10 protein-coding genes are annotated in these 16,565 nt (G+C 72.4%); 8 read left to right on the forward strand and 2 right to left on the reverse strand.

The features are described 5' to 3' along the window. Window positions 1-177 precede the first annotated feature (177 nt). Complete coding sequence (locus tag C4U44_RS28340; RefSeq protein WP_103888900.1) at window positions 178-819, forward strand: maleylpyruvate isomerase N-terminal domain-containing protein; 642 nt, start codon at window positions 178-180, stop codon at window positions 817-819. A gap of 295 nt (window positions 820-1,114) precedes the next feature. On the opposite strand, the gene C4U44_RS28345 is transcribed toward C4U44_RS28340, so the two are convergent. Both C4U44_RS28345 and C4U44_RS42755 read right to left on the reverse strand, forming a co-directional pair. Beyond that, a complete protein-coding gene (locus C4U44_RS28345) occupies window positions 1,115-1,303 on the reverse strand; it encodes a hypothetical protein (protein ID WP_146088357.1) in 189 nt (62 codons plus the stop codon). A 188-nt stretch (window positions 1,304-1,491) separates the two neighbouring features. Continuing rightward, a complete protein-coding gene (locus C4U44_RS42755; RefSeq protein ID WP_235032409.1) occupies window positions 1,492-2,220 on the reverse strand; it encodes a hypothetical protein in 729 nt (242 codons plus the stop codon). A gap of 254 nt (window positions 2,221-2,474) precedes the next feature. Here C4U44_RS42755 and gntD point away from each other — a divergent pair, with 254 nt between their 5' ends. From gntD to C4U44_RS28385, 7 genes are all read left to right on the forward strand, one after another. Then, the gene (gene gntD / locus C4U44_RS28355) at window positions 2,475-3,566 is read left to right on the forward strand and encodes a guanitoxin biosynthesis L-enduracididine beta-hydroxylase GntD (protein ID WP_235032410.1); all 1,092 of its coding nucleotides are present in this window, start codon (window positions 2,475-2,477) and stop codon (window positions 3,564-3,566) included. Between the two features lie 72 nt (window positions 3,567-3,638). Further along, on the forward strand, window positions 3,639-8,906 hold the full coding sequence (locus tag C4U44_RS28360; protein ID WP_103888902.1) for a non-ribosomal peptide synthetase: 5,268 nt from the start codon (window positions 3,639-3,641) through the stop codon (window positions 8,904-8,906). Between the two features lie 62 nt (window positions 8,907-8,968). Continuing rightward, window positions 8,969-12,298: a non-ribosomal peptide synthetase gene (locus C4U44_RS28365; RefSeq protein WP_103888903.1), complete on the forward strand. Its 3,330-nt coding sequence runs from the start codon at window positions 8,969-8,971 to the stop codon at window positions 12,296-12,298. After that, on the forward strand, window positions 12,295-13,713 hold the full coding sequence (locus C4U44_RS28370) for a serine hydroxymethyltransferase (RefSeq protein WP_103888904.1): 1,419 nt from the start codon (window positions 12,295-12,297) through the stop codon (window positions 13,711-13,713). Before C4U44_RS28365 ends, C4U44_RS28370 begins: the two co-directional genes overlap by 4 nt. 83 nt (window positions 13,714-13,796) lie before the next feature. After that, window positions 13,797-14,312 (forward strand): DinB family protein, encoded by a 516-nt coding sequence (locus C4U44_RS28375; protein WP_103888905.1) that lies wholly within the window; start codon window positions 13,797-13,799, stop codon window positions 14,310-14,312. A gap of 63 nt (window positions 14,313-14,375) precedes the next feature. Further along, window positions 14,376-15,728, forward strand: coding sequence for an MFS transporter (locus tag C4U44_RS28380; RefSeq protein ID WP_103888906.1), 1,353 nt, complete (start codon window positions 14,376-14,378; stop codon window positions 15,726-15,728). Window positions 15,729-15,770: 42 nt separating this feature from the next. Continuing rightward, entirely contained in the window at window positions 15,771-16,553 is a 783-nt protein-coding gene (locus tag C4U44_RS28385; RefSeq protein ID WP_103888983.1) for a thioesterase II family protein, read from the forward strand. The last annotated feature ends 12 nt before the right edge of the window (window positions 16,554-16,565 follow it).

Here is a 16,565-nt window from a genome sequence, read left to right on the forward strand (position 1 = left end):
TTCGGGCCGCGGAGACCGGGTGGCCAGTCACAGAACAGGAAGCCTGCCGATCGCAGCGACGCCCGTATCGGCCTGGAGCATTCTCGAATGCCCCGGACGCGGGTCCGCATGTTGGACAGAATGACCAAATCATGGACACGCCGGCAACTGTGACCAACGTATCGGCAAGATGCCCGCATGACTTCGGAGATACGCGGGGCGTACCTACTGGCTGCTGAACGGGCCGTGCAACTCCTGGCCACTGAAGAGTTGGCACATCGCTGGGAGAAGGAATCAGTGCTGCCAGGGATGTCGGTCGGCGGGCTGGCCGGCCACCTCGCACGCAGCGTTCTGCAAGTCGAGTGGTTCCTCGACGGCCAAGTGGTCGGCACGGAACCGGTGTCTCCGGTGCACTACTACGCCAGGCTCGTGGGCACGTCCGTTCCCGGCTCCGCGCTGAACGTCGGCGTGCGGGCGCGGAGCGAGGAAACGGCAGCAGCCGGCCCCGCCGCCGTTGCCGAGCAGGCGGAGGCTGCGTGGCGACGGCTGGCAGCCAGGCTGGACAAGGAGCCGACCGATCGGCGAGTGGCCATCCTTCACCGGCCAGGAGAGGAGATGCTGCTCGACGGCTACCTCCGGACCCGCTGCGTCGAACTGGCAGTCCACCTGGATGATCTGGCACTGAGCGTGGGCGTTCGTTGCTCGGCGCCCGAAGCCACCCTGGCCGTCGCGGTTGACGTGCTCATCGCGGCTGCCCGGGAACGGCATGGCGATCAGGCCGTCATGCACGCGCTGGCCAGACGCGAACGTGACCTCGACCAGGCCCTGCGCGTGCTCTAGGCCCTCCTGACACCCGCGCCCACGGATATCGGGGAGACAGGATTTGGCTTGTCCCACCTTCCAAGTCTGGATCGTGAGTGGGCGGTTCGTGAGCCTTCGAGTCATCATCCTGCTGGACCAGGCAGTCGAGCACACCGGCCGCAGCGTCCGCAAAGCCCTGGACACCGACGCGCCTCCATCCGCAGCGCGCCGCACCTGATGTGAGATTGGACGGTTGGCCAGGTGTACCGATGCGTGATCAACGGATGATCCGAGTGCGGTCTTTGATCTGGATCATCGGGCCTCACGCCTGGTGTCAGGCCGTCTCGTCGAGGCGCATGGCGATTGAAGCTGTGCCCTTGGCGAGGCGAACAAGGTCGGCTGCGTATGCAGCTCGCTCGGCCGACCGGTCTTGCGATGTCCGCACGAAGCGGATCGTGCGCTCCAGCAGGCGGAGGGCGTTCTCCAGAGCCCGTTCCTGGTCCTCACGACTGTGCTGTGTCATGCCCGGCATCATGGCATCGAGAGCTGAACGAGGTCTTTGATCCAGGTTGTCGAAGCCGCCACGGCGGGGCGGGCAGATCCGCGAAGGCCGTGCGCCCGGAAGGGCATCCGGGCAAACCGGTAGCCCTGGTTGTGTCTGGACGACGCGGCCGCGCTGTCCACGGCGAAACCGGTGGGAACGGAGCCGCCTCAGACCGCGACCCAGTGGGCCGTGGCGCTCGCCAGCAGCTTGCCGTCCTCCGCGTCGTACAGGGCTGTGGAGTTGACCACCACGTGACCGCCGCCGCCCGTGCGCTGACCGACCACCACGCAGGGGCGCGAGGCGCGCGGCGGTTCCACGACGCGGGTGGTCATCCGGCCCAGCAACCGCAGTTCGATCCGGGGATCGGTGGTCCAGCCGCCAGGGCAGTCCAGCGCCGCCCAGACCACCTCGGCCGCGATGGTCCCCGACGCGTCGGCATGCCGCTCGTCGGGTGACCAGACGCAGGCGACCGTGCCGAAGCGCCCGGGCAGTTGTCCCGGGGTCAGTCCCAGTCCTTCGCCCCCGCGGTCGACACCGCAAGCGAAGCAGGTGGGGAAGGGGTGGCCGGTGCGGCCCAGGAACGACTCTGCGGCCACCTCGGCCTCCGCCGGGGAAATCCCGGGGACCGGCACCACCTCGTCGTTCGCGGGACTCACGGTGGCGACCAGCTCGTCCCCGGCCCACGCCTGGCCGCGCCGCCCCGACACGCGGTAGACCAGCGGGACGGCGAGCGGCACAGGCGACAACAGTGTCACCGCGACGGGTCCTTCCAGGTGCTCGGCGGCCATGGCCGCGAGCCGACCGCAGGCGTAACCGCCGTTGGCGCTGGTCGGCGGGCCGTTGAAACCCGCGGCGATGGTGAGCCCGCGCTCGCGGTACACGGGGCTGTGGGACACGGCTGCCTCCTCCTGGGACGGCGGCCGGGGCGTCCTCCTCGGGCGGAGCAGCCCCGGTCTCGGTCTCGAACCGTAGTGCGCGAACGTCCGCCGGTTGCCGGAGCGGGGAGGGTCTGCTGTCAGGCATCCTCCCGACTGTCGCCCCGGCGATGGTTGTTGCCACTGTCGTGTCCTGTGCACCACCGCGTGCCGGCCGCCGCCGAAGCACGGCCGACACGGCACTTCGATCCCCGCACGTTCCCCGGAGGTACGACATGGGTTCGACTTCGATGCGGACGGCAGGCTCCGAGGAGCTGACCGTCCGAGCGACCGACAACATCCCCGGCCTCGAACTGACCGCCGACGAGCGCGAGGCGATCCGCGCGACGACCGACACGGTGCTCGCCGAGGACCCCGGCCGTCCGCTTGAGGAACGGCTGGAGCGGCTGGCCCTGCACGCCCATGGGCTTCCGCTCCGGCTGCGCAGCGTGCTCAACTCCTTCCGGCTGACCGGCCGCCCCTACGGTGGGCTGGTCATCTCCGGTCTGCCCATCGACGAGTCCGCCGTGGGCCCCACCCCGCTCTCCTACACCGACACGCCCGACGGCGCCGAGGCCGAACGCGCCGCCGCACTGCTGCTCCTCACCGGCTCCCTGCTGGGCAATCCCTTCTCCTACCTCACCCAGCAGCGCGGCCGCTTGGTACTCGACGTGTTCCCGGTGCGCGGGCACGAGGAGTCGCAGCTCGGGTCCAGCTCGACGGTCAACCTGGAGTGGCACAACGAGGACGCCTTCCACCCGCTGCGCGCGGACTGGCTCATGCTGTTCTGCCTGCGCAACCACGACCGGGTGCCGACGACCTTCCTGCCGATCCAGGATGTCCCGCTGGACCAGGAGACCTCCCGGGTGCTCTTCGAGGACCGCTTCGTGGTGCTTCCGGACGAGTCGCACACCGCCGCCTTCAACGAGGCCACCACCGGCGTCGACGAGGACGACTGGGTCGGCCGGGCGTTCAAGCAGGTCGCCGAGATGAACAGCAGTCCGCACCGGACCGCCGTGCTCACCGGCGACCCCGCCGCGCCGTTCGTGCGCCTTGACCCCGCGTTCATGGAGCGCGACCTGGACGACGAGCCCGCGGAGAAGGCCCTGGACCAGGTGATCCGGTCCATCGACGACCGGATCCAGGACGTGGTCCTGGCCCCGGGTGAGCTGCTGGTCATCGACAACAAGCGGGCCGTGCACGGCCGCCGCCCGTTCGAGGCGCGCTACGACGGCAGCGACCGCTGGCTGCGCCGCATCAACATCACCGCGGACCTGCGCCAGTCGGAGGACCGGCGCTACGGGTCGCACGGCCGCGCGATCGTCTGATCCGCACACCGATCCTCAGGACCGCCCATCCGGCGAGGGAGACGCCCCGCGCCCAGGACCAGTGAGGTGCCGATGACACAGCCGAACCCCGGCGCGGGCGACTGGACTGAACTGCTCGCACGGACCGCCGACCGGCAACCCGCCCGTGCCGCCTTCGACTTCCTCGTCGACGGCGAGGAGCCGGCGGCCGCACTGAGCTACGGCCAACTCGACCGCCGGGCACGCGCGATCGGGGCGCGGCTGCGGGAACTCGGGCTCGCCGATCGCCCGGTATTGCTGCTCTATCCGCCGGGGGTGGAGTACGTGACCGCCTTCTTCGGCTGCCTGTACGCCGGCGCGATCGCCGTGCCCGCGTATCCGCCGACCCGCCGTCCGCGCTCGGTACGGCGCGTCCTGGGCATCGCCGCGGACTGCGGGGCGACGCATGCCCTGACCACCGCGGAGTCCGCGCTGCGGCTGGGCGCTCTGTTCGCGGAGGACGTCGGGTTGCGGATCGTGGCGACGGACGAGGTACCGACCGAGTACGCGGACAACTGGACCGCGCCGGGCGTGCACGCGGGGACCCCGGCGTTCGTCCAATACACCTCCGGCTCGACCGGGACTCCCCGGGGAGTCCTGCTCACCCACGGCAACCTGCTCGCCAATGCCGCGGTCACCCGGAGGCTCTTCGGCACATCCGAGGCCACCCGTGTGGTGTCCTGGCTGCCCATGTACCACGACATGGGACTGATCGGCTCGGTACTCGGCACCGTGTACTGCGGCGGCAGTTGCACCCTGATGTCCCCGACCGCGTTCGTGCAGCGTCCCGCCCGCTGGCTGGAGGCGATCAGCAGCACCCGCGCGACGATCAGCGGGGCACCGGACTTCGCCTACCAGCTGTGTGTGGACCGTGTCAGCGTGCAGGAGCGCGCGGCCCTGGACCTCAGCGCCTGGGAGGTCGCCTTCGACGGCGCCGAGCCCGTCCGGCCGCACACGCTGCGGCAGTTCGCCGAGACCTTCGCCGAGTGCGGCTTCCGGGCCGAGGCGCTCACCCCGTGCTACGGACTCGCCGAGGCGACGCTCCTGGTCAGCGCCAAGGTCCGGGGCACCGAAGTACGGATCGACCACTCCCCGCCCGAAGCCGGCGGCGCCCTCGTCTCCTGCGGCGCGGTACCGGAGGAGCACCAGGTGCGGATCGTCGACCCGGACAGCGGGCTGCGCCGCGAGGAGGGAACGGTCGGCGAGATCTGGATCGCGTCTCCCAGCGTGCCCGAGGGCTACCTGGGCCGACCCGAGGAGAGCGCGGCTGTCTTCCGGGCCGCGCTGGAGGACGAGCCGGGCACCCGGTACCTGCGCACCGGGGACCTGGGCTATCTGAGCGGCGGGGAGTTGCACGTCTCGGGCAGGCTCAAGGATCTGGTGATCATCCGCGGCCGCAACCACTACCCGCAGGACATCGAGGAAAGTGCCGAGGCAGCCCACCCCGCGCTGTCCCGCGGCGGCGGGGCCGCCTTCTCGCTCAAGGTCCTCGACGCCGAGGAACTCGTCGTCGTGCACGAGGTGCACCGCTCCTTCGAGGGAGACCTCGCGGAGGTCGCCGAGGCCGTGAGCACCGCTGTGGCGGCGGCCCACGGCGTGCGCCCGTACGCGGTGGTCCTGATCAGGACCGGCGGCCTGCCCCGTACCTCAAGTGGCAAAGTGCAGCGGCGGGCCTGCCGCGAGGAACTGCTCGCCGGTGCGTTGCCGGAACTGGCCCGTACCGCTCCCCCACGCGAATCCGGGTCCGCTGCGCAGGATCTGCGGACCGCCGACGTCCTGGACGTGCTCCGTACGGAGCTGGAGCACGTCCTCGGCCAGGGGGCTTTCGCGGAGGACTCCCCCCTGGTCGCGCTGGGACTCGACTCGCTGGGCGCGGTCGGCCTCCAGCAGCGCATCGAGCGCGCCCTCGGCCGGCGGGTCGAGCTCGACGACGTGTCGGATCTCAGCCTCACCGAGCTGGCCGGCCTACTGGCAGGCTCCCCCGATCCGCTCCCGGTACCGGCGCCGCAGCCGGAGCGGGGACAGGACGTCCGCGCCGCGGTCGGTATCCAGCCGCTGTCCGCCAACGAGCGCTCGCAGTGGCTCGGCCACCAACTGGCCCCCGGGGCCAGGAGCCAGGTCATCGCCGCCGCCGTGGACGTGCACGGCAGCTTGGACACCGACGCCCTGGAGCGGGCCCTGCGTGGAGCCGTCCGGCAGCACCCCGCCCTGCGCAGCACTGTCAGGACGGTGGACGGTGAGATCGTCCGGCAGGTCTCGGACGACCTGCCCCCGGACTTCTCCCGCCATGACGCCATCGGCTGGAGCGGAGACGTGCTTCGCTCGCGGACCGAAGAAGCCGCCTACCTGCCTTTCGACTTGGAGCACGGCCCGCTGCTGCGCGTCACGGTCTTCGCCACCGGTCCCGGCGAGCACCGCCTGGTGCTCTCGGTCCACCACCTCGTCGCGGACCTCGCGTCACTGGAACTGCTCCTCGCGGAGATCGACCGGCGCTATCCCGTCGAGACCGGCGAAGCGGCGCCCGCTCCCGAACCGCCGACCAGGACCGCACCGGGACCGGCCACGGCGCCGCCCGATCCGGCGCCCGCCGAGCAGCTGTGGAACTACTGGCGCGACCAGCTGGACGGTGCGCCCACCAGCCTGCTGCTGCCCCTGGACGGACCCCGCCCGCCGAGCCGCCGTTTTCAGGGCGACGCCGTGCCCGTCGAGGTCGGCCGTGAACTGACCGACGCGCTGACCGCTCTCGCCCGCCAGGAGCGGACCACGCCGTACACGGTACTGATGGCCGCATGGCAGGTCCTGCTCGGGCGGGTGAGCGCGCAGCGCGACCTGCTGGTGGCGACCCCGGTCCACGGGCGCACCGACCCGGCCGACGCGGCGCGGATCGGCCTGCTGGCCGACATCGTGCCGGTGCGCGGCACGCTGTCCGCGGATGAGGACTCCCGGAGCCTTCTGCGGCGCACGCACGCCACCGTTCGCGGTGCACTGCGCCACAGCGGACTCCCCTTCCCCTCTTTGGTCGAGCGGCTCAACCCGCGGCGCGAGGCCGGTCGACCTGCCCTGGTACAGGCCGTCCTGACGGTGCATCGGCCCGTCGGGTCCTGCGGCGCGCTCGTCGCCGCCTGCGCGCTGGGCAGGCCGGGGACCTCGGGCAGTATCGGCGGACTGCGGCTGGAATCCGCGGAGTTCACTCCGCCTCCGAGCCAGTTCGAGATCGGCCTCACCCTCGCCGACGCCGACGAGGGTTTCGTCGGACTGCTCCACTTCGATCCCGACCTCTTCGCACGGTCCACCGCCGAAGGCTGGGCGGCGTCCTTCACCGAGGTCCTCGGCGCCCTGGTGCACGACCCCGACACGCCGGTCGGCCGCACGGAGGTTCGCACGGAGGTCCACCGGCCGGACAGCTCGCACCGCCAGGCCCGGCCGCTGCGGCCGGTGCACGAGCAGTTCGCCGACCGGGCGGCACGAACCCCGGACCGCGTCGCCCTGCTCTGGGACGGCGGCTCGCTCAGCTACCGCGAGTTGGACGCCCGCGCGAACAAGCTGGCGCACCGGCTGCGCTCGGCCGGCGTCGGACCCGAGTCGATGGTGGCGCTGTGCCTGCCGCGCACAGCCGAGCTGGTGGTGGCGGTGATCGCGGTCGCCAAGGCGGGCGGCGCCTACGTACCGCTCGACCCGGGACACCCGGCGGAGCGGATCAACCATGTCCTGCGGGACTCCGCGCCCCGCGTCGTGGTGGCGACCACCGCCACCCTCGCCTCGCTCCCCGAGTACACCGCCGACGTCATCGACCTCGGCGCAGAGGCGGAGGTGATCGCGGCGCTGCCCGAGCAGGCCCCGGAGGTACCCGGCGACCTGGACCGGCTGGCCTACGTGATCCACACCTCCGGGTCCACCGGCCGGCCCAAGGGCGTGCTGGTCGAACACCGGGGGGTGGCCAACCTCTTCGCGGCGGCCGAGGACTTCCGCTTCGACCACACCGATGTGTGGACGCTCTTCCACTCCTACGCCTTCGACTTCTCGGTGTGGGAGCTGTGGGGGCCGCTGGTCCACGGTGGTGCCCTGGTCATCGTCCCGACCGAGGCGACGCTGTCGCCCAGGGCGCTCTGGGACCTGCTGCGCCGGCACCGGGTCACCGTGCTCAACCAGACTCCCGCCGTCTTCGCGGAACTGACGGCCGCCTGCCCCGACCAGCTCGCCGGACTGGACCTGCGCCACATCGTCTTCGGCGGCGAGAAGCTCGACCGCGGGCACCTGGAGACCTGGTGGGCGCACGGCGACCCCGGCACCCGACTCACCAACATGTACGGCATCACCGAGATCACGGTGCACGCCACGTACGGACCGCTGCCGTGCGGTACGGATCCGACGTCCGCGATCGGGCTGGGCGTCCCCCTGACCGGAACCGACCTGCGGCTGCTCCGTGCCGACGGCGCGCTGGCGGCGGTCGGGGAACCCGGCGAGATCTGCCTCGGCGGCGCCGGTGTGGCCCGGGGATACCTGGGCCTGCCGGCACTGACCGCGCAGCGCTTCATCCCGCACCCCGAGCTTCCCGGCCGCCGGATGTACCGGTCCGGCGACCTGGCGCGGCTGGACCAGGACGGGCGGCTGGTCTACCTCGGCCGGGCCGACGACCAGGTGAAGATCCGCGGGCACCGGATCGAGCCCGGCGAGATCGAGGCGGCCCTGCGGACCCACCCCGACGTGCTGCAGGCCGTCGTCGTGCCCCGGCGCTCCCCCGGCGGACAGACAGGACTGGTCGGATATCTGACGACCGGCCGTTCGCGACCGGACCCGCTCGACCCGGCCGTACTGCGCGCGCATCTGCGCGCCCTGCTCCCCGAGTACCTGATCCCCGGCTCCTTCCTGACCGTGCCGGAGATCCCGGTCACCGGTAACGGGAAGGTCGACCGCCGGGCCCTGTCCGCGACCACGGAGGCGGTCGGGACGCGGCCGGCCGCTCCGGCCACCGCGACCGAGCGGACCATCGCCGCCTTCGCCGCCGAGATGCTGGCCGTGGCCTCGGTGGGACGCGACGACGACCTCTTCGCTCTCGGCTGGCACTCCCTGCTGATGGCCCGGCTGGCGCTGCGCACCGAGGAACACTTCGGAGTCCGCGTCCCCCTGCAGGAACTGTTCGTCGAGCCGACCGTGACCCGGATCGCCGCCGCCGTGGACCGCGGCATGGACGGGCCGCGCCGCGACCCGGGTGCGGACACCATCGTCCGCGCCGACCGCTCGCGCTACACCGGCGCCCGGAAGGCCGACGGGACGGTGGCCCTGCCCGAGGCACTCACCGGCTCCGGATCGGGGCGACCGTGAGCGGCGCTCCCGCACGGATCCCGAACACTCACCCACGTCCACGGCAGAGTACGGAGCCGGTCATGCCGACAGCAGAAACCGCCATCTTCCCGCTGGCCTCCGCGCAGGAGCGCCTCTGGATCGTCGAACAGGTCACTCCGGGCACCACCGCTTACCACATCCCACTGGCGCTGCGCCTGACGGGTGAGCTGGACCGGGAGGCGCTGCGGCGGTCGCTGCAGCGCGTGGTCGACCGGCACGAGGCCCTGCGGACCAGCGTCACCGAGGTCGAGGGCCGGGCCGTCCAGCTGGTGCACCCGTCGGTCGAGGTCGCCCTGCCCGAGGAGGCGGTGTCCGAGGACGGGTTGGCACAGGTCCTGGCGGTGGAGGCCGCCCGGCCGTTCGATCTGGCGGCGGGACCGCTGATCCGGGCCCGGCTGTTCCGCACCTCCGAGGACGAGCGGGTGCTCGCCCTCACCCTGCATCACCTGGTGTCCGACTTGTGGTCGTGCGGGGTCCTGCTGCGGGAACTCGGCGCCTGCTACGCGGAAGCCGTGACCGGGACGCCGGCACCGCTCGCCGAGATCGCGCTGCAGTACCCGGACTACGCGGTGTGGCAGCGCGGCCGGCTGCACGGGGACCGGCTGGAGGAACTGCTCGGCTACTGGCGTCAGCGGATGGCCGGAGCCCCCCCGTCGCTGAACCTGCCGACCGATCGGCCGCGACCACCGGTGCAGTCACTGCGCGGAAAGCAGCTCGCGGTCTCCCTGTCACCGGAACTCTCCCACGCGACCAAGGACTTGGCGCGCCGCTGCGCGGTCTCCCCGTTCATGGTTCTGCTCGGTGCCTTCCAGTCACTGCTGTCACGCTACGCGGGCAGCGAGGACATCGTGGTCGGCACCGGGACCGCGACCCGCACCCCGCAGACCGAGCAGTTGATCGGCTGCTTCATCAACACCGTTCCGCTGCGCACCTCCTTCGCCGGCGACCCGACCTTCGTGGAGGTGCTGGACCGGGTACGGGAGACCACGCTGGGCGCACTCGACCACCACGATCTTCCGTTCGACCTGCTGGTCGCCGAGCTGCGCCCGCAGCGCGACCTCAGTCGCACACCCTTCGCCCAGGTGATGTTCATCCTCCAGAACGCGCCGCTGCCCGTGCCTGACCTGCCCGGCCTGCGGGTGTCCGCGGCCGGAACCGAGCGCGGCGGCGCCCAGTGCGACCTCGACGTCCAACTGCGCGAGACCGACGAAGGGTATGCCGGCTTCGTCGAGTACGCAGACGACCTCTTCGACCCGGAGACGGTACGCCGTCTATGGGGGCACTTCGAGGTGCTGCTCGGCGCGGCCCTCGCCGAACCCGGGCGTCCGGTCCGCGAACTGCCCTGGCTCACCGCGGCCGAACTCGACCAGCAGGTCGGCGTGTGGAACCGGACGGATGCACCGGCACCGGACCGCTGCCTGCACCAGCTCTTCGAGGAGCAGGCGGCGGCCGCCCCGCAGGCGACGGCGCTGATCCGGGCGGACGGCGAACTCGGCTACGGCGAGTTGGACCGGCGCGCCGACGCGCTCGCGTCGCGGCTGCGGGGACTGGCCGTGGGGCCCGACGTGCGGGTCGCGCTCTGTCTGGAGCGTTCCGAGCGGATGGCGGTGGCCGTGCTCGCGGTGCTCAAGGCGGGTGGCGCGTACGTCCCGCTGGACCCGGCCTATCCGGCCGACCGCCTCGCGCACATGCTCGCCGACGCCCGCCCGGCCGTGCTGCTGACCTCGGGCGACCTGCTCGGGCGGCTGCCGGTCGATCCGGCCACCGGGCTGGTCCTGGGTGCTGGTGGAGCGCCCGGGCCGCGCGTCCTCGACCTCGACCTCGACCTGGACCAGGGCCTCGACGGCGACGGCAGGTCCGGCGAGGCCCCGGCGCCGGCAGCCGAGGTGGGCCCGGACAACCTCGCCTACGTCATCTACACCTCCGGTTCCACCGGCACACCCAAGGGCGTCGCGGTCACCCACCGGGGCGTGGTGAACAACATCGCCGATCTCAACCGGAGGGAGCGGGTCGGTCCGGACGACCGGGTACTGGCTCTGTCCGCGTCCAGTTTCGACATGTCCGTATACGAGCTGCTGGGTACGCTCGCGGCCGGCGGGGCGGTGGTGCTTCCCGAGGCCGACCGGGCGAAGGACCCCCGGCACTGGGCGGAACTGGTCGAACACCACCGGGTCACCGTGTGGAACTCGGCGCCCTCACTGCTGGAGGCGCTGGTCGACTCGTACGGCGGCCGTCCACCGGCCGCCCCCACACTGCGGGCGGCCTTCCTCGGCGGGGACTGGATACCGGTGGAGCTGCCGGACCGGGCCAGGGCCCTGTTCCCCGCGCTGCGGGTGCACGCGCTCGGCGGCGCCACGGAGGCATCCATCCACTCGATCGCGTACCTGGTGGGAGCGGTCGATCCGAACTGGGCGCACCTGCCGTACGGACGGCCGATGGACAACCAGCAGGCGCTGATCGTGGGGCCCGACCTGCGCCCGGTTCCGCCGGGCGTGCCGGGCGAGCTGTGCTTGGCCGGCATCGGCCTGTCCCGCGGCTACCTGGACAGGCCCTCGCTGACCGCCGAGCGCTTCCGCCCGCATCCCTTCGCCGGTGTCTACCCGGAGGTCCCGGCGGGCGCCCGGCTCTACCGGACCGGTGACCTGGCCCGCTACAGCGGCGACGGTACCGTCCAGTTGCTCGGCCGCCTGGACCACCAGGTGAAAGTGCGCGGGTTCCGCGTCGAGCTCGGCGAGGTGGACGCCGCGCTACTGCGCCACCCCGGGCTGGCCGAGGCACTGACGGTGGTGCGAACCGATGGCTCCGGGCGCGGCATCGGCCTCGCGGCGTACGTCGTTCCGGTGGCCGGGCAGCAGACACCGGTGATCGCGGAGCTGCGGGACCACCTCCGCAGGACCCTGCCCGACCACATGGTCCCCGAGGTGTTCGTGCCGCTGTCCGCCCTGCCGCTGTCCGCGAACGGCAAGCTCGACCGGAGCGCGTTGCCCGCGCCGCACCCGGTCCGCGCGACGCTGGGCAACGACTACGTCGAACCGTCCACCCCGCTGGAGTTGGCCGTCGCCGACATCTGGCAGGCGGTGCTGCGGATCGACCGGGTCGGTGCCCACGACGACTTCTTCGAGCTGGGCGGCAACTCACTGGGCGTGACCCAGGTCGCCTCGGCCGTGCGCGAGAACCTCCGCGTGGACATCCCGCTGCGCGAGGTGTTCGAGTCCGCCACGGTGGCCGGGCAGGCCCGGGCCGCCGCGGCCGCCGCCACCGCCGCCGGTCTGGACGCCGACGCGATCGCCACTCTCTACCTGCACATCCGATCAATGACCGACGACACCGCCCGGGAGCAGTTCGCAGCGGCGGAAGGAGCGACCCGATGACCGGACAGACCTTCGCCCGCACGCTCGCCCACGGAGTGCAGTCGCTGGCCCGCGCCGATCCCGACCTGTACGCGCTGCTGGACCGCGAGCAGGTCCGGCAGCACGAGACACTGTCCATGGTCGCCGCGGCCAGTATCGCCGACCCTTCGGTGCTGGTCTGCGAGGCCAGCGCGGCCGGAAACGTCACCACCGAGGGCTACCCGGGCGCCAGGTACCACGCCGGCTGCGACATCGTCGACGAGGTGGAGCGGCTTGCGGTCGCCCGCGCCCGGGCCGCCTTCGGTGCCCGCTACGCCAACGTCCAGCCGCACTCGGGCTCGACGGCCAACCAGGTGGTGCTGTGCGCGCTGCTGGAGCCCGGCGACGTCCTGCTCGGCATGGATCTGCGGGCCGGCGGCCACCTCACCCACGGCGCGGCCGCCTCCATGTCGGGGCGGTTCTTCCGCGCGGTGCCCTACGGGCTCGACCGGACGGGCAGGATCGACTACGACGAGGTCTCCCGGCTCAGCCGGGAGCACCGGCCGCGGCTGATCTTCTGCGGAGCCAGCGCCTACCCGCGGACGGTGGACTTCGCCCGGTTCCGGGCCATCGCGGACGAGGCCGGTGCCTACCTGGTGGCGGACATCTCGCACATCGCGGGACTGGTCGCGGCAGGCGTGCACCCCAGCCCGGTGGACGTCGCCCATGTGACGACGACCAGTACGTACAAGCAGCTCTACGGTCCGCGGGGCGGGCTCATCCTGATGGGCCGCGACGCGGACCGGGCCCTGCCGTCGGGGAGGACCCTCGAACAGACGCTGCAGAACGCGGTCTTCCCCTACGTGCAGGGCACCCCTCGGCTGAACACCATCGCCGCCAAGGCCAGGGCGCTGGCCGCGGTCGCCACCCCCGAGTTCCGGCTGATGGCCCGTCGCATCCTGGAACTCGCCTGGCACATGGCATCACGGCTCGAAGCCGCAGGCCACCATGTGCTGACCGGCGGCACGGACACCCACATGGTGCTTCTGGACGTCGCCGGGGAGGGCTTGACCGGGCGAATCGCCGAACGCGCCCTGGAGAGCTGCGGCATCGTCGTCAACAAGAACTCGATCCCCGGCGACCCGCACGGCCCGCGGATCACCAGCGGGTTGCGTCTGGGCACCAACATCCTGGCCCTGCGCGGGATGGGCCCCGGGGAGGTGGCGCGCTGCGCGGACCTCGTCTCCACCGTGCTGCACCGGGTCCGCCCGCTCGGCAGCCAGGAGTACCTGCTCGACGAGTCGGTCCGGGAGGAGGTCTCCGCCGAGGCGCGGGACCTGTGCCGGCGCTTCCCGCTGCCCGACCACCCGCTGCCGGCCGGCGCCGCGGACGCGTACCCGAGGTCCGGGCACGGGCAGCGCACCGTGATCGGTCCGGTGCTGGAGGATGCCGGATGAAGGGCTGCCCGGCTTGATCCGCCCGCGCCGCGGGAACGGTGAAGCCCGAACGTCGCAGCCCGACCGAGGAAAGGTGTCCCCCCATGGTGTTCCGTACTCCCGTCCGGCGAACTCCCCCACCCGCGGTGGCCGACGAGAAGGAGGCACTGGCCGCCTGGCTCGACTGGCACCGCGCGACGCTGCTGGAGAAGCTGGACGGCCTGGACGAGGAGCAGTTGCGCCGTCCGATGGTGCCCTCGGGCACCTCGCTGCTGGGCTTGGTGAAGCACCTCACCGAGACCGAGCAGGGCTGGTTCGTCAACGAGTACGCGCAGACCGGCGAACCACCGCTGTACGAAACCGAGGACGATCCCGAGGCGGGGTTCCGCCCCGAGCCGCACGAGACCGCCGAGTCGATCGTCGACGCCTACCTCGCCATGTGCAAGCGCAGCCGGAAGATCCTCGAAGCCGCCGACTCGCTGGACCGGACGGTGCCCAATGAGCGCTGGGGCCGGATCGACCTGCGCCGCATCGTCATCCACATGATCGAGGAGACGGCACGCCACAACGGGCACGCCGACATCGTCCGGGAGCTCATCGACGGAGCCACCGGGGACTGACCCGGCCGGCCTGCCGTCACGACCACGGGGGCGTGAGACCGCCCCGGAAGGGGTGCCGACCCCATGGCATCGTCCACGCTGTCCCACGCTCCCGCCACCGGTCGCGCACTGGGCCGGTCCTACTGGTACCTGTGGTGGGCCGCCCTGGTCTCCGGAGCCGGGGACGGTGTCCGGGTCGGGGCCCTTCCGCTGGTCGCCGCGGCCCTGAGCCGCCGACCGGAGGCGGTCGCGGCCGTCTGGTTCGCCGGTGGCCTGCCGTTCGTGCTGGTCGGCCCCTTCACCGGGGTCCTGACCGACCGCTGGCGCAACCGGACCCGGATCATGAGCGCCTGCGATCTGGCCGCCGCCCTGGCCGCCGCCCTGTTCGCCGTCCTGATGGCGGGAGGGGCGGCGGACATCGCCCTGCTGATCGGCCTGAACTTCGTCCTGGGCTCGGTCCAGACGCTCCGCGACAACGCGGCGCTGACGCTGCTCCCTGATCTGGTGCCGCCCGATCGGCTCGACAGCGCCAACAGCGGAGTCCAGAGCGCGCAGTTGGTCACCATCGACCTCTTGGGCCCGCCGGCCGGCGCACTCCTGGTCGTGCTCCCGGCCGGGCTTCCGTTCCTCCTGGACTCGGCCTCGTTCGGGGCGGCGGCGCTGCTGGTCTCCGCCATCACCGCCACCGCGCTGGCCGGCTCCGTCGGGCCGTCGCCGGCGCCGTCGGCTGCCCCGCGCACGTCCGAGCTGCCGTCGCAAGACCCCCCGCGGGGCGGCATCACCGGGGAACTGATGGACGGCCTGGGCTGGCTGTGGCAGAACCGGCCCCTGCGCACCCTGTGTCTGCTGGCCGGCCTGTCCGGGATGGGCGTCACCGCCGTCGTCTCCATCGCCGTGCTCTACGCCCTTCAGGTGCTCCACGTCGGCCACGACCTGTACGCACTGCTGCTCGCCCTGATCGCCAGCGCGGGCGTGGCCGGCGCGCTGCTCGCCCCGGCCCTGTCCCGGCGGCTGGGGCGCGGCGGCGCGCTGCGCCTCGCCTTCGCGCTGGGGCCGCCGGCCTTCCTCGTGGCCGCCGCCACCTCGAGCGCCCCGGTCGCGGCGCTGGCGCTGACCGGGGTCGGTGCCTCGGTCGGAGTCACCAATGTGGTCACCGTGTCGGCCCGGCAGAGCCTGGTGCCGGCCGGACTGCGCGGCCGGGTCAACGCGTCCTACCGCATGGTCGCGGTCGGAATGACCTCCCTGGGGGCCGCCGCGGGCGGTGTGCTCGCCCAACTCTGGGGGCTGCGCGCGCCCTTCGTCGCCGGCTCCGCGCTGTTCGCCGTCGGTCTGCTCATCGCGCTCCGCACCGATGTGGACCGGTCGGCCGAACCCGGTACGGCACCGCGTGGGTCCACTGTCAGGGACTCCCCCGACTACCACCACGACTCAGGATGACGAAGCTGGGAGCAGGAATTCTTCCCGTGGGAGGTGGATCCGATGCAGAACTCCGACAGCACCGCCTGGCTGCGCGACTGGTCGATGGACGACCAGGTGGAGCTGCGAGTGCTGTGCCTGCCGCCGGCCGGCGGCAGTTCCCGGCTCTACCGCCGCTGGCCGCACCTGCTGCCCCCGCACGTGGGCGTGGTGTCGGTGGAACTGCCCGGCCGGGGAACCCGGGCGGACGAGCCGGCCGCCACCACGCTGGAGCAGATCGTCCCGCCGCTGAGCCGGGCCGCGGCCGGGCTGCTCGACCGCCCGCTGGTGGTCTTCGGCCACAGCATGGGCGGGGCGGTCGGCGCGGAACTCGTGCGTGAACTGCGCCGGTCCGCCGGCCTGGTCCCGGACCTGCTCGTCGCCGCGGGCTGCGAACCGCCGCGCAGCCCGCGCCGCAAGGACGACGTGGACCGGCTCACCGACGCCGGCCTGCGCGACTTCCTCGCGCAGGCCGGCGGCACGCCCCAGGAACTCCTCGCCAACGAGGAGTACTTGAGGATGCTCATGCCGGTACTGCGTGCCGATCTCACCGTGCTCGCCGGACGCCCTGTCGCCCCGCAGGCACCCCCGCTCGACTGCCCGGTCCGGGTCTACCTCGGGGCCGATGACCGCTCGGTCAGCCAGGAGCGGGCCGCCCGGTGGCAGGACGAGAGCGACGGGGACTTCCAGATCCGCATCTTCCCGGGCGGCCACTTCTTCGTCCAGGAGTCGACCGACCTCGTCCTGGCGCGACTCGGACAGGACGTCGCGCAGGTCCTGCGCCGGGCCCGCGCCGCCACGGGCTGACCGTCCGACGAC

It is taken from the genome of Actinacidiphila yanglinensis (genome assembly GCF_900107965.1).
Taxonomy (GTDB): domain Bacteria; phylum Actinomycetota; class Actinomycetes; order Streptomycetales; family Streptomycetaceae; genus Actinacidiphila; species Actinacidiphila yanglinensis.